This window comes from Lacticaseibacillus styriensis (assembly GCF_030770295.1).
GTDB lineage: Bacteria > Bacillota > Bacilli > Lactobacillales > Lactobacillaceae > Lacticaseibacillus > Lacticaseibacillus casei.
In genome coordinates this window covers 369157-383573 of the sequence record NZ_CP132483.1, presented here as the reverse complement: position 1 = coordinate 383573, position 14417 = coordinate 369157, and the positions used below count along the sequence as shown (strand labels likewise).

General features: G+C 43.4%; 10 protein-coding genes and 1 pseudogene. All 11 read right to left on the bottom strand.

All coding sequences use genetic code 11. The annotated features are described in order from the left end of the window. Positions 1-37: 37 nt before the first annotated feature. The 11 genes and pseudogenes from LACSTY_RS01750 to LACSTY_RS01700 all read right to left on the bottom strand — a co-directional run bounded on the left by LACSTY_RS01750 (position 38) and on the right by LACSTY_RS01700 (position 14414). Positions 38-973: a nucleoside hydrolase gene (locus tag LACSTY_RS01750; RefSeq protein WP_087911477.1), complete on the bottom strand. Its 936-nt coding sequence runs from the start codon at positions 971-973 to the stop codon at positions 38-40. Between the two features lie 185 nt (positions 974-1158). Beyond that, the gene (locus LACSTY_RS01745; protein ID WP_087911476.1) at positions 1159-2154 is read right to left on the bottom strand and encodes an ornithine cyclodeaminase family protein; all 996 of its coding nucleotides are present in this window, start codon (positions 2152-2154) and stop codon (positions 1159-1161) included. A 36-nt stretch (positions 2155-2190) separates the two neighbouring features. Then, positions 2191-3060 carry a sulfite exporter TauE/SafE family protein gene (locus tag LACSTY_RS01740; RefSeq protein ID WP_087911475.1) on the bottom strand — a complete coding sequence of 290 codons (870 nt, stop codon included), beginning with the start codon at positions 3058-3060 and terminating at the stop codon, positions 2191-2193. Further along, positions 3053-3232: pseudogene (locus tag LACSTY_RS01735) on the bottom strand (TrmB family transcriptional regulator); the annotation flags it as partial. The pseudogene LACSTY_RS01735 and the gene LACSTY_RS01740, both read right to left, overlap by 8 nt. Before the next feature lie 1615 nt (positions 3233-4847). Next, positions 4848-5972: a glycerate kinase family protein gene (locus LACSTY_RS01730; protein ID WP_087911473.1), complete on the bottom strand. Its 1125-nt coding sequence runs from the start codon at positions 5970-5972 to the stop codon at positions 4848-4850. Next, positions 5972-8560, bottom strand: coding sequence for a glycoside hydrolase family 38 N-terminal domain-containing protein (locus LACSTY_RS01725; protein WP_087911472.1), 2589 nt, complete (start codon positions 8558-8560; stop codon positions 5972-5974). Before LACSTY_RS01725 ends, LACSTY_RS01730 begins: the two co-directional genes overlap by 1 nt. A 14-nt stretch (positions 8561-8574) precedes the next feature. Next, positions 8575-10509: a PTS 2-O-a-mannosyl-D-glycerate transporter subunit IIABC gene (gene mngA / locus LACSTY_RS01720; RefSeq protein WP_087911471.1), complete on the bottom strand. Its 1935-nt coding sequence runs from the start codon at positions 10507-10509 to the stop codon at positions 8575-8577. 112 nt (positions 10510-10621) lie between these two features. Further along, positions 10622-11359: a MurR/RpiR family transcriptional regulator gene (locus LACSTY_RS01715; protein ID WP_087911470.1), complete on the bottom strand. Its 738-nt coding sequence runs from the start codon at positions 11357-11359 to the stop codon at positions 10622-10624. Positions 11360-11710: 351 nt separating this feature from the next. Then, the gene (gene ulaG, locus LACSTY_RS01710) at positions 11711-12790 is read right to left on the bottom strand and encodes an L-ascorbate 6-phosphate lactonase (protein ID WP_087911469.1); all 1080 of its coding nucleotides are present in this window, start codon (positions 12788-12790) and stop codon (positions 11711-11713) included. Between the two features lie 13 nt (positions 12791-12803). Further along, entirely contained in the window at positions 12804-13097 is a 294-nt protein-coding gene (locus LACSTY_RS01705; RefSeq protein WP_087911468.1) for a PTS sugar transporter subunit IIB, read from the bottom strand. 18 nt (positions 13098-13115) lie between these two features. Further along, positions 13116-14414, bottom strand: coding sequence for a PTS ascorbate transporter subunit IIC (locus LACSTY_RS01700; protein WP_191981861.1), 1299 nt, complete (start codon positions 14412-14414; stop codon positions 13116-13118). Positions 14415-14417 lie beyond the last annotated feature (3 nt).

Sequence of the window (14417 nt, the reverse complement as noted above, 5' to 3'; positions counted from 1 at the left end):
TTTTTACCTCACACGATCATTAGTTACTGTCAGTCACCTACAAACTGGCAGTTGCAGCAATCGCATCAACAAACCAACTTTCAAATTTTTCTGAATCAACGTTAGTAGAAACACTTGCATTATCAGGTCTTTCTAAGTACCCTTTTAGATCAATTAGTGAAGCCCCCGCTGTAAATTCGCCACGCGTTTCAATCTCCACGTGGGTTGTTACTTCATTGAAGTAAGACGGCTCAAGAATCATCGCTACAGCAAGCGCATCATACATGTTCAAACCAGTTTTGAAACTTCCACCGCGATATTTGGAAAACAGCGCATAAAACATGTCGCCAACCTTGCCTAACTGCTTAATCTTTTCCGATGTTTCAGGTAGAATTTTTGCTTGTCGCCCAATTTCCATCGGTGCAACTCGAATTGGCAGACCACTATTGAACACAATCTTTGCGGCTTCAGGATCAGTTCCAAAGTTAAACTCGGATAAAACGCCAAGGTTGCCACGACCAAGTGCCCCGCCCATTAAGACAAGTTCCTTGATCTTCTTTAGATCGTCGGGATATTGATGAATAAAGAGAGCAATATCCGTTAACGGCCCGATACCGATAAGCGTCACTGGTCTGGAATTAGCCATCACGGTTTCATGCATGGCAACCGCCGCAGGAAGCAACGTATCAACTGCCACAGCAGGCTCTGGGAAAGGATACCCATCCATCCCCGTCTTGCCATGAACACCACTTGCATCTTTAAGCGGCCGCAAAAGTGGTTTACTACTGCCCTGAACAACTCGCGGTGCTTGATTCAAAAAAGTAAGCAAACGCCGGGTATTAAGTGTTGTCTTCTCCACGCTTACATTCCCTGCAATGGGACAAATGAGTTGTACATCTAGCATTGGACTGCCTAACGCAATGGCAATCGCTACTGCGTCATCAATGCCAGGATCGGTGCTGATGATCGTTGGTGCAGGACTGGTTGTTGACATAGTCTTTCCTCCTCGTGAATTGAATGCGCTTTCATTTCGATTCAAATTATACAACGTTGTATCTAAAAATACAACGTTGTATTACTCGTTTTTTTGATCATGCTTCCACTTCCGAATTTTTGGTAAGCAAAAGTGGCAGTTGCGACATCTTCACGTCACAACTGCCACCTTTCAACAATTCAGCACTAAAGATCCACACTCATCCCCACATGCTGCTTATCCGCCGCCTGCAAAATCTTCTCAGCCACAACCACATCCAACACTGCCGTACCAACGGCTTTAAACAATGTCACCTGATCATGATGCTGCCGGCCCTTGATCTCGCCATTAATCAACTGCCCGAGTTCGCCGTCATAATGCGCTTTGGTGACCAGCCCTTCTTTCAGCGGCGTGATCATATCGCCAGCTTCAGCCAAAACGCCGTCCATGGTATCAAAAATGACTCTGTCCGCCCGTTGAACAAGCTCGGCCGGAATCTCGTGCATTTCTGGCGTATAGGCGCCAATGCCGTTAACGTGGGTGCCGGGTTGAACATCAGCCGCATCAAACGTTGCCTGCTTTGAAGTCGTAACTGACGTGATGATATCCGATGCCCGAATCGCCTTGGAAAGATCGTTGGCGGGCAAAATGTCTACATTGAACTGCTTACCGAAACGATCGGTCATGTCTTGGGCAAACTTTGCTGCGCGCTCGTGGTCGATATCGGAAACATAGACGCGCGTTAACTGACGAACATTGAGCATCGCTTCCAGCTGTGTTGGTGCCTGACCACCCGTCCCGATCAACGTGGCCACTTTAGCGTCAGGGTTAGCCAGTAGATCGGTCGCCGCCCCTTGAAGCGCACCGGTTCGCAGCTGCGTCAGGTAGGTTCCGTCAATGATCGCTGACACAATGCCGGTCTTGGGATCCAGGCTGACCATAGTCGCCGGGACACTCGGCAAGCCCTTGTCGATGTTATCAGGATAAACGGAGACGATTTTAACGCCGAGCGCGGGTTGCTCACCTGCAGCATAGCCCGGCATGTAGAGGCTCTGACCGTGTTCCGCCTGAACATCAATGTTGGTCCGCAACGGCACAGTCGCATCACCGTTAGAATAAGCCGCCAAAGCAACTTTATCGTCAGCGATCGCATCTTTCATCGTATAAACTGCTTGCACATCTTTTTTCGTCAAAATCCGCATCATATAACCTCCATCATCCAAAATTTAGTCAACAAGTTATGCTTCTTCTTTTTGCCGCAGCGACAATGCCATGCTGATGGCGGAATATAGCAGCACCACGATCACCAGCCATTGCAGCATGCTGGTATCCAGACTTTTCACAAAGAAAACGGCAACCAAGACACCCAAAACGCCAAAAGTCGATGTAAACAAGGTGATCTTCCTACTGTAATCTGCCAACTTGACGAACTGAATGGAACTCGTCGAAACAGAAAAAGTTGCAGCACCCATCATGATCGGAAAAGCCGCGGACGGATTGAGCCCCATCGCATACACAGTCGCCATCGTCAAGGCATACGAGCCAATGCCGATGTTATTCAGCGCGCCATACACGAACAATAAAACGGCCGTCAGTACAAGCTTCCAACCAGATAAACTGGTCGCCGTTCCGTTTGCAGGAATCCAATTAAACTTACCCGCCAAAATCATCAATGCCGCAATCAGCAAGCCAGCCGTGACAAACTTCTTAATGGTGTCAGTGGGCAACTTAACCACAAACCGTGGCCCGATATAGGCACCGATTACCGCCGCAATGATGCAAATCGCCAACGTTTTAATGTCAACCGTAATGGCAGTAATGTACGAAAGCGCCATGGCAGCCACCGGAATAACACATTGCGTATTCAAGGTGCCGGGAAGTTTTTTGATCGACACCCATTTGACCTTAGGATACAGTGCGGTGCTAATGGCGAAATCGGAAATGCCAAACGTCGAAAGCAGAAAAATCAGGAATGAGCTGAATGGCAAGGCCCAAGTCGCAGCCGGTTCCGTCATGACCTCCGAGCGATGATCCAGCAAGTCACGGACAAAGTAAAAAAGAAAACCTAAATTAATAAATACAATTAAACCCAGTAAGATCTTAGTCATGCGCGTTCTTTCCCTTCCGATCCAACATGTAAATGTCCCTGACACCTTCAAGATCCGGACCGAATGCTTTCTTGGCAGCCGTGTCCAAAGTTTCAAGCGTTCTCAGATTATAAGTGTCTTGAATGACGTGTTCTTGCGCAATGAAACCAAACGCATGGTTTCGCGTGCAAACGATGGCGTCACTTTCGCCTCTTAATAACTACTGTAAGTGAATTAATTCACTAGTCAAGGCTGTTCCCCAATAAAGTTAACCAGATCAATGTTTTGATTCAAAAATAGTGGTTCAATGCCCCTGTCTATGCCGCTACAATTATGAATGCAACAAAATAGCCCTGCCCAAAAGTTCGTCGGACGAGGCTACTATGAGATGTTAGATTTCAGATCATTCTTCAGGAACATACATTGATCCCCTTCTTTTACCTGTGTATGGATCCTCAAGTTTAGGAATCAGTGTATAACTAGGTTTGACATCATCTTCTGCTATAAGAAGCCACGTTTGCCCCTTCTTGAATCCTTTGTTTTCCGGCAATGTCAACACCAACGAATTCCCCAATTGAACAATTCGTACCTCTTCCACAGTACCCCGCCCTTTCTCGTGAAGCCAATTTAAAAATTGTTGTATCATTGAGCGACAACACCATATCATTCATAATATTTCTCTACGAAAAGCTGTCCAAAATAACAGTTCATACTTATTGACCGCATACGTAATAATCTATAGACTAAGATCACGACAAAGAAAGAGGACTAATTACCCTCACTTCTTTGTCTAGCGGATTGGAGATGACACACACCTCTCAACATTTCTAAACCGTGGAGGTGAAGTCATGCCAAATTTGGAAGACGAGAGGAGTAGCGACGCTGGAAGTGGCGTCAATTATCGTGGCAACGGCCATGCTGATCCGGAGCATGGCCAACGCCTATGCGATAATCAAAAAAGCTAACCGTAAGGGCTAGCTTTTTCACTCAACTCGTCATCTAAACCGTGCTTGAGGTCATCGGGTGGCACCCCGGTGGCCTCTTTTCAATATCTGGATTATACGTTAGAAATAGCTGATTCGTCAACTTACTAATTAGTTGAAAATCAAAAATGCGACAGCAAGCAATATCTCAACATAAGGTACATAAAGTGTTTAAAGCTTGCAACGTGTTCTTATTGACTGCATACGTAACAACCTATAGACTAAAATCACGACAAAGAAAGAGAAGTAATTACCCTCACTTCTTAGTCTAGCGGCTTGGATGGCACACACCACTCAACATTTTTTTGAATCGTGGAGGTGATGGCCATGCCAGACTCAGGAGACGAAGGGGGTTGCCACTTGGATGTGGCGTCGATTATTATCGCGCTAAGCTTACTGATTACCAGTAGCGCTAAAGCGTATGCGATAATAAAAAAAGCTAACCGTCAAAGTTAGCTTACCCCTAGTCATCTGAACCGTGTTTGAGGTCATCGGGGTGCCTCCCGGTGGCCTTTTCTCAACCTCTAAATTATACGTTAGAAGTGATAGACCCGTCAACTAGTTCGGGGAGTCACATTTGTCCTTGCAGAATGTAATCCTTGTCACTAACAGAAAAAAGCCAGCCATGAAAGGCTAGCTTCTCCCTAACTCGCGGTTGAGGTCATCGGCGGTTTATCTCGATGATCTCTTCACAACCTCCAAATTTTACGATAGACTTTGCAAGTTCGTCAACAAAACCATCTTACAATATATGCCAAAACGTTGTGAAAGCATTTTGATAGCTATAAAGCGTACACAAGAGATCTTTCAAAAAAAGCAAAACTTTTAGTCACTATCCAGTGCATGAATCAATGCAGCCACTCTTTCACCAGTGTGTTGTAAATTTGCCAATCCATCAATCATAGCTGAGTGTAAATCCATAGTGTGATCCACTATTGGAAACACTGATGAAAGTCCAGCTACTTGTGCAATCTTTAATGGTATCTTCTGTTGACCCACGAAGGCAATACACGGTTTACGATATGTCTTGGCAATTTGAGCAATTTGAATCGGTGCTTTCCCTTTCAAACTTTGCTGGTCTAGACTTCCCTCTCCGGTAATAACAATATCAACGTTGGCGATTCTTTTTTCTAATTGGACCTGTTTCGCCACGAAAGCCAAACCGCTGGTGAGTGTAGCTCCAGCAACTCTTAAAGCAAATCCTAACCCACCAGCTGCACCGTCTCCAGCAATCATTCCCTTTTCTTTGGGATCCATTAATCTTGCAAAATGCGCAATGCTTTGATCTAGTGATGCTAGTTGGTCTCGTCTAACCCCTTTTTGCATGCCAAAAATGTAGGTTGCGCCATTTGATCCTGTTAGAGGACATCTGACATCCGTACAAGCCGTTACCTCGACTCTTTGTAAAATTGTTTGCTTGCTATCGATTCTAACGATTTTGGCTAAATTTTCGGCATTTCCCTGCAGAGTAACACCTCGACGATCAAAAAACTGAAACCCCAGAGCTTCCAGACACCCCATGCCAGCGTCATTGGTACCTGAACCACCTAACCCAACAATTACATGGCGCGCTCCGTGACAGATTGCCTGCCGAATTAATTCACCAGTTCCAAATGAAGATGTCTTTAAGGGATTTAAATATTGGCCATTATGTTCGACAAATTTTAATCCAGAAGCTTCTGCCGCCTCAATAATGGCGGTCTTTGATGTATTGATCCAACCATATTGTGCCCTTATTTCATTACCACTGGGCGAATGTACATATGTTTTTTTCAGCACCCCGCTAGGATATGCTTTTAGAAGTGCTTCTGTTGTTCCTTCACCTCCATCAGCAACAACAACCCGATCACAGAGTATCTTCTGTTCTTCAAACGCTTTTGCCACTACTTTAGCTGCCTCAGAGCTTGTGAAAGAGCCTTTAAACGAATCAATTGCCACTAGTGCTTTCATTACCAACCTCTTAAAACCAAAGTCACAACTTGATTAGGGAGCAGGTTGTTCACGGATTTGATAAGTTTCTCCGCAAGATTAACTTGTTCAAGTGTACTCGGCAACTTGATAGCATGACTTGTTGGGTTAAAAATTCGCGCCAAATACCGTTCTCCATCCTCAGATTGTTTAACCACTGATAACACAGCTCCCTCAGGTAACGGTATTGATTTCTCCAGCCTAGCTGGAACAGTCACTGGTGATTCATTGAGATGCATCGCTTGATAAGGTATTTGATTGTAGCTCATGATCGGTGTTAAGTACTCCTTCGCGTCACAAGCAACTGATGCATCGTTAAAATTCACGGGATCTATTCGAATGGCAAAATTCAAACGTAAGTTTTTAAGCATTTGCGAATCGGGCGTTGCCGCATTAATCCCTGAGGGGCGTCCCGGTCGGCGAATTAAGTTTGGCTTCCCGAGCGTTCCAACGCTACGGAATAGCGTAACGGCAATAGTCTCTCCATCATTTAACACTTCATATTCTCGGGAGCTGTTAGTAAACACGGATACTGTTTGTTTATCAGTAACACTGACGTAACTCAAAAAAGGAAAAATAGGATCCGGGCGCTCGGCCCACTTCTCTTTTTTCCAAACTTCGATTGCCGTATCCTTAATAGGGCGAATGATTTTTCCAAACTGATTATCAGAAATCGCCGCTTTGGTGATTATGTTCGTTGGTACCAAAACACGAGTTCTCTGATCCTTGACATGATTACATAAATCAAAACTAAAATGAATTGTCCTACTAGTTTTGCTGAAAATCAGATGAAGAGTCACGCCTATTTTACCCATTTTTGGATTCTCAGCCAAACGGTTAGACAAATCTGCTGGAACTAAAAAGTCGTACTTAATGATGACGTCAAAAGTTTCTTGGGCCTCTTTAATGCTGATATCAGCATTTGAAACCGTCTTCGCCGAATATATCGGTTTATCGTACTTCAACGGTGAAAAATCATATTCATCTCCAGCGTCGCCTTGATTTTCTAATCCTAAAATATTCTCATAGCGCTGACCAGATGCCTTATCCGTCAACGTTAGTGTGCCATTGGAATTAAATGTAACTCGGTAATCCTGCGTTTCAATCTGGTCGCTAGCAGTTGTCTGCATTATTTTTTCTTGTCCAGTGCTTTTTTTAATAACTTTCAAGGTTTCAAAGCCAAACTCGGGCAATCGATAGCGAAATTGAATTGTGAATCGATTAAACTTCCGATAATCACCCTTGGCAACAATTTGACGATCAATTAGCCCAGGATCTATTTTGTCAACATTAATCACATCAAAGTTTACCGGATTATTTGATCTATCCACTAAGCTAAAACTAGGCTCCCTCATTGTGACCGTCGCGGTGATCAAATCATCAGAACGTCCTGGCAACACGTTAAAGAGGGTCAGCCTGTCTTCGTTACCTTTTAGTTGAACAGACTCACTGACGCGACGTTGATAAAACCCGATGAGACGATCAACACGTTCTTCGGTAATGCGATATCGAGCCATAATCTCACGTTGGACTTTGTCGGAACAACAGGCCCCAATACTATCATGTGCGTGGTTTTTCATGAGCTCCTTCCAAATTAGTTCAATTAAACCATGTTCATAACTCAACCCGATACTGCTAGCTAATGACGCCAACGGTTCCAGTTCATTGGTAATCTTATTCTCAATTCTTGCATTAGTAGCTTTTAAATCCATCCTTGTACTGTATATACTTCTATGGACTCGTTCATACTTTCCATCAATAAATTCACCTTCAATGGTATCAAACCCGTCCTGTTTATCTAAATCATCAAATAAATCTTCATAAGAAGTTAGTTCAAAATGACGATCTGGATAAAGCTTTCTGAGGGTAGAAATCACTTCGAATATATCCTTCTGAATTGGCATTTGATCGTGGCCATTCGGAATGAGTTCATTCATACCCGAGGCGCGAACATCCAAAACCGAAAACAGCCCCTCCATTCTCTGCTTTAGCATTTTTTTATCGGTAGGCAAATATTTGCCAATTGCGTAACCGAGAGGAAAGTTTTGAGCCATCACGCTTGAACCTTCGCTCGATTTCCAAATGAATTCAGATTGATTGGTTCCCTTTCTTTCCGAGCAACCACGCCAGAATAATGAACGATGGATATTAAACTGATTTAAAATCTGTGGCATTTGAGCACTTTGACCAAACGAATCAGGAACATACCCGATCATCATTGGCCTCCCGAAGGCTCTACTGTCTTTCAGTCCATAAAGCAGGTTACGAGTTATTGATTCTGCGCCGACAACCATTTCATCAGTTTGCGTATACCACGGCCCGACTTTAAGCCTTCCCTCTCGAACCAGTTGAGCTATCCGCTCTTGATTTTCTGGTTTTGCGGCAAGATAGTCATCTAGCACTGCAGTTTGACCGTCTAACACATAAGCGGGATAGTCTGAGTGTGTCTCTAAAAAATCCATAATCTCTTCCATATTGTTGATCAACAAAATCTGAGATTCCTCTGCTGTAAAATACCATTCACGATCCCAATGCATATGAGGTACTATGTGTACATTTTTTTTTACCATTTTAGCCATCCCTTCTAATTCTCTCGAACTTTTCTAAGCTTCTGTTGACGAAGAACTATCAAAAGAAACGTTGAAATAGCAGCTCCCAGCAAAGCCGCACCTAACCAAATCACAGCATTCATAACACCACTAACACCGCCATGAAGAAGAAACATTGAGAAGATACCTGCTCCAGGCACATCTAAACCAACAGCGAAAAAAGCGACAATAGCCCCAGTCACAACTGACCCAGTAATGAATGAGCCAATGACACGGATTGGATCAGACATGGCAAACGGGATTGCACCTTCAGTAATACCTGCTAGGCCTAATACCCATGTTTGATTTCCGATTTCACGCTCTTCTTTGGTGAAAAGATCTCTTCGCAATATACAAGCTGCTGATACAGAAAATGCGGATACCATTTTTACAGATGCAAAAGCACAATATGGCACAAAATTACCATTAGCCATTGAACCAAGACAAAACGCATAAGCAGCTTTGTTAACAGGCCCACCTAGATCAAAAGATACCATGGCTCCAAGAATTGCTCCCAATAGAATGGCGTTTGTTCCAGCTAGGCCATTCAACCATTTTATCAATCCCGTGTTGATGAATGCTACAGGTTGTCCTACCAAGAACAACATCAATACCGCAATAATTAAAGAACCGATAACTGGGTAAACCCAAAAAGTAATAACCCCGGAGAAAGCACCTTTGGAATGAATGTGCTTTTTCATCCATTTCATAAGGAATCCGGCCATTAACCCAGCAAGCATGCCGCCGAGAAAACCACTGTTAATCGTATTTGCCGCTAAACCACCAGCGAATCCGGGACCGAGACCGGGTTTATCCGCAATAGCATATGACATGTATGCTGACAGAACCGGCACCATAAGAATGCTGAGCATATTGCCACCAAGTGTTTTAATCATAGCTAGCCCACTATGGGTATCTGCCAGTACTGTTTGAAGGCCAAAGATCTGGGTGACCATCACTGCAATTGCGGAAATCATACCACCAGCAATGATGATCGGTATAATATATGAAATTCCCGTCATCACAGAATCTTTAATCTCAGTCCAAAGTGTCTTGTTATCTGCAGAGGGTTCATCAGAATTCAACTCAATGCGTTCACTTCGGTCACTCTCGTGCGAGGCGATCTCTGCCTTGTCTAAAACGGCATCTGCATCTTTAATAGGATCGGCAACTGGCACGTCAACAATGGGTATGCCCGAAAAACGATTCAAGTTTTTCAACGCAACATCATGCGCCAAGATCACTGCATCGGCGTCATTAATTTGACGGTTAGTTAACCGGTCCTCTATTCCTTTTGCTCCCTGTTCCTCTACATGCATCGTTACTCCACGTTTTTGAGCTGCCTTCCTTAGGGCTTCCGCCGCCATATAGGTGTGGGCAATCCCTGCAGCACAAGCAGTGATGGCAACGAATGTTTTGGCACTTCGCTTTCGGTCGGTCGACTCACTGGATGACGCATTGGACTGATTATTTGGCGCAGTTGCCAATAATTTCATGATGTCTTCTGGAGTCTTTGCATCCATCAACTCCTTACGATATTTCTCATCAGCCAAACGAGTAGCTAAACTAGACAAAATACCTAAGTGTGTTGTCCCAGCTTCACTGCTAGGAATAGCTAACAGAAAGATCAACCTCACCTGATTATCAGGATTCAAACTAACATAATCTGTCACAGGGTGCTTCGTCTTTACTACTGCGAAAGAAGCTTCATTAACAGAATCAGATTTCCCATGTGGAATCGCAATTCCATTCTCTAACCCCGTTACTGACTCTTGCTCCCTTTGGTCAACTGCCTGTCGAAATTTTTCCTTTGATGAAATCTTTCCCGCATCAAAAAGCTTATTGATCAAGTAATCGAAAACCTTGTCCTTGGTCTTCAAATCAACATTGACAGAAATTAGCGCTGTCGATGTGGCCTTTGATAAGTCCATTTTTAATTCCCTCCCTCTTCAGGAAAGAGCATATCACGTATTCTGTAAGGGCTTTCAAAGATCGATATTTAGCCACGTAAATACACATTATTGTCCTTTTTCGTGTGTATTTTTACACGGGTTCTTGCAGATATTGTTCAAATAGTGCTTCAAAGGGTATGTACAATGGCGCTTTATCTGTAATGTTATAACCGTTCCAACGACGAGGAGGATCATAACAAAATAAAGATACATCTGCCATATCAGCCAAGGGATTATGCGCCAGATTAGTTAGCGAAATCAAATTCTGCCTCTGCTTTTGGGCAGCTTTAGCCACGCGCAAAACTCCATTTGTTACTCCTGAAAGACTAACAATAAAGAGGAGAACTCCTGGTGACTTTTCAACTTCACTAATAACTTGATTTTCATATGTAAAAAAATAAGATTTTTGATCAATTGCATTCATCATATAGGCAAAACCATGGGCAACATAGGCTGTTTCGCCAACAGCGAAAAACACAGTTTTATCTGATTTTTTCAGTAATGAAATTGCTTTATTATTTTTTGCTACATTGATCAAGGAAAAACTTCTATTCAATATCTCTAATTGGTTATGACCGAATGCTGTCTGGCGGTCAACTCTTATGCCTTTGTCTACCAACGACAACTTAAGTTCAACATACCCGCTGAATCCTAGCTTCCTACACAAGCGTGAAATGGAATTCGGTGCAACAAAAACCGCTTTAGACAGCTTACCAATAGGCATATGGGCAACCTCATTACTATTCGCTTGAATATAGCGTACAATTTCTTCCTCGGTGTCATTCAGCAGGCCACGCATATTTAGTACTCGTTCACTAAACAAACTCATCTTCAATCTCTCCAAACTTATATTTTTCCAGCTACCCTTCTGTGGCTCCAGTATAGCATCTCTGATACATCATTTTTGGCAAACTACTAATCCAGTTATAGATAAAAAAGCCAACCATAACAGGAGGCTTTTTCCTAAATCACGGTTTAGGCATCTAGATGATCCCATTTATCTCTTCCCAACACAGAACTAACAAACTAGATATTGCTAACTTTTAAACAAGATTCTTCTCAGTGGTAAATGAAATTAATATGGACATCAACAAACATACCGTTCGGATAATGCAACAGAATTCATTCATAAAACAGATACCAAATATCGATTGCATCTGTTATTATCACCCTCCAACATTCATAGAAACGAACCAAACGGCAAATTTGCCGGTCCCTGAAATCGGTCATCAAAACCTCTTGGATAATTATAAGCCGACAAGTCACGGTCGCTCGGCCAGTCATATGAACCGCCAATTTGCCAGATAAAGGGATGAAACTGATATTGGAACCGGTCTTTTCTATATTGATACAGCATCTGTATTTCACGTGGATCCCCTAATGTGTTGGTCCAAACATCCCAGTGTAGCGGAATGACAATCTTTGTACCCAAAGCCTCCGCTGCCCGTAAAATATCAACAGAAGTCATCTTGTCTTGCACACCAATTGGATTCTCAGCAAAAGCCAGTAACGCAAGGTCAATGGAATATCGTCTACCTATATCAGCAAAATTAACCGAGTAATGTGAATCTCCAGCATGGTAGATGGTGCCAGCAGACGTGGTGATCAGATAGGCAACCGCCCGTTCATTGATATCTGGTATTTGCCGATCGCCAGGAATCTCCATTCCCACTGGATCAGTAATTAAAATCGTCCGGTCGTATGATGGTAAGACTTGGATCCGGATGTTCTTAATGTTGAACACATCGCCAGGATGGACAACTTTAACACGACTTTCAGGAACGCCCCATGCCAACCACTGATTAACAACTGCTTGCGGACCAATAAACGGTGGTTTGATTTGCGTATTGTTGATAATCGCGGCTGCAACATTACGATCCAAGTGGTCATGATGATAGTGTGTGACCAAGAGCGCATCCAATGCAGTTATCGCAAATGGATTAAACACTTGAGGTGTGCGTCGTAAATTAGGCTGAGCCTTTTGAGCCCCTAACATTCGCTGCCATTGATGACGCTCACCATTTTTGGAAAGATCATGCGTCTGTTTTCCTGTTCCAGCCCACAGATCAATTGCCAAGTTATTCTGATGAGCATCCTTTATCCAGATACCCATATTGCCTAACCACCAAAGACGCATGTGGTTAGATGCTACTTGAAATCGGTCAATGCTTTCATTAAGCCAGTTACCCCATTCAGGAAAAGTTTCTCTAATCCATGAATCTTCTGTTATATCGGTTAATCGCTCGTCCGTAGTTTTCATTTAAATCAACTTCTCATGACAATTTGCCCAGATTTTCCAGCTTTGGATCCAAACTCTTCTTGATTGCATCCTTGTCAACAAAGTTTGAAAGCACCAGTGTTTTTTTCTGAATGTCTTCGGGAATTTGATCAAATAGTTCGTTTGTCGTGACGTACAAATCCCCGTCTGTTCCGCTGACGCTACCTAAGTCAACAGTTTCTACTGTTGCATCATCGGATTTGTTTTCTTCATCGAGAATGCTTTCAATATTCATCTTCGCAATGACGCTAGAACCAACACCAAAGCCGCAAACTGCAATAATTTTCATGATGAAACCTCCTGATTTTTAAAAACCAAATAGCATTCGAATCGCTTTAAGCAAATACATGACCGGCGTCCATACCAAGGCATAATCAATGTTCGACCAAGTTAAGCCACTGCCATACACTGCACCGGTCAATGGATAGAACAGGATAACGGCTGCCGAAGAAATCATACCAGTCACGAAACCAGCTGCGATCGCTCCGCGCCAACCGCCTGCTTTGTTACCAAAGACACCCATCACATTGCCGTCAAAGTACATAATGATTGGCGACGGAAACACAATAATCGGTGCATGTAGCACGATTGTCAAAATTGTGACTAAAATAGCTCCAATTGTCGAACCTAAGAAACCAAGCATACCGCCCATTGGGGAATACGGAAAGAATGTTGGTGCGTCTAAGGCCGGCACCGATCCCGGCAAGAATTTATCTGAAATACCCTTGAAGGCTGGTACAATCGAACCGATGAACATCCGAACCCCTGAAAGCAAGATAACAATGCCCGCGGTAAACTGGAAGCCTTGCAAAATTAACCAGATAATCCAATTAGATCCACCAGATAACTTAGTAATGCCTGTGGGTCCAACTGCAAGACCAATACCTACGAAGATGATCGGCATTAAAAAGAACAACACGATTGTTGAATCTCTAAACATGGATGCCCACTTAGGTAACTTCAACTTATCAGCATCTTGATTCGGTTTACCAACCCACTTCCCAATAAAATGAGCAAGAATTGATCCGACTTGGTCCATGAAACCCAACGTAATTTGATCATGCGTCCAACTGCGTGCCAATTTACGCGTAATCGCAGGCGAATAAGTGTAGTACACTGCATTCAAGAATGTTCCAACAATGATGGTCCACAATGCATTGGCATGTAATACAACTGGCAAAGTGACAGCCATGAATGCCGCATGATAAAGCATCAGATGCGCGGTTAGATAAACATTTTTGAAATCCTTACCCGGCGTCATTCGAACAAGAAGCAAGTGCAGGAAGAACGCCAACAAGAAGATAATGACTGCGTTACGTGCAATAACATCAAATTTGAGCACGACGCCGAAAACCGCATCGTTCGTTGGCAATACACCTTTTACGTGTAGTGAACTGTTCAGCTCCTGCACGACTGGGGATAAGGAATTGATTAATAAACCCGCCCCTGCGCCTAAAACGGTGATTCCAATGACCGTCTTGACAACCCCATCAATCACCTGAGGTAACTTCTTGCGTTGTAACAATAACCCCAGTAATGCGATCAAACCAAGAAAAATGGTCTGATTGCTTAAAATTTCAAAAACGATGAAGTTCAGAGCTTTCATGTC

Bases quoted from the DNA above. Each gene is read 5' to 3' on its own strand.
- LACSTY_RS01700 (WP_191981861.1), bottom strand. From the start codon at position 14,414: ATGAAAGCTCTGAACTTCATCGTTTTTGAAATTTTAAGCAATCAGACC.
- LACSTY_RS01730 (WP_087911473.1), bottom strand. From the start codon at position 5,972: ATGAAAGCACTAGTGGCAATTGATTCGTTTAAAGGCTCTTTCACAAGC.
- mngA (WP_087911471.1), bottom strand. From the start codon at position 10,509: ATGGACTTATCAAAGGCCACATCGACAGCGCTAATTTCTGTCAATGTT.
- LACSTY_RS01745 (WP_087911476.1), bottom strand. From the start codon at position 2,154: ATGCGGATTTTGACGAAAAAAGATGTGCAAGCAGTTTATACGATGAAA.
- LACSTY_RS01715 (WP_087911470.1), bottom strand. From the start codon at position 11,359: ATGAGTTTGTTTAGTGAACGAGTACTAAATATGCGTGGCCTGCTGAAT.
- LACSTY_RS01740 (WP_087911475.1), bottom strand. From the start codon at position 3,060: ATGACTAAGATCTTACTGGGTTTAATTGTATTTATTAATTTAGGTTTT.
- LACSTY_RS01705 (WP_087911468.1), bottom strand. From the start codon at position 13,097: ATGAAAATTATTGCAGTTTGCGGCTTTGGTGTTGGTTCTAGCGTCATT.
- LACSTY_RS01725 (WP_087911472.1), bottom strand. From the start codon at position 8,560: ATGGTAAAAAAAAATGTACACATAGTACCTCATATGCATTGGGATCGT.
- LACSTY_RS01750 (WP_087911477.1), bottom strand. From the start codon at position 973: ATGTCAACAACCAGTCCTGCACCAACGATCATCAGCACCGATCCTGGC.
- ulaG (WP_087911469.1), bottom strand. From the start codon at position 12,790: ATGAAAACTACGGACGAGCGATTAACCGATATAACAGAAGATTCATGG.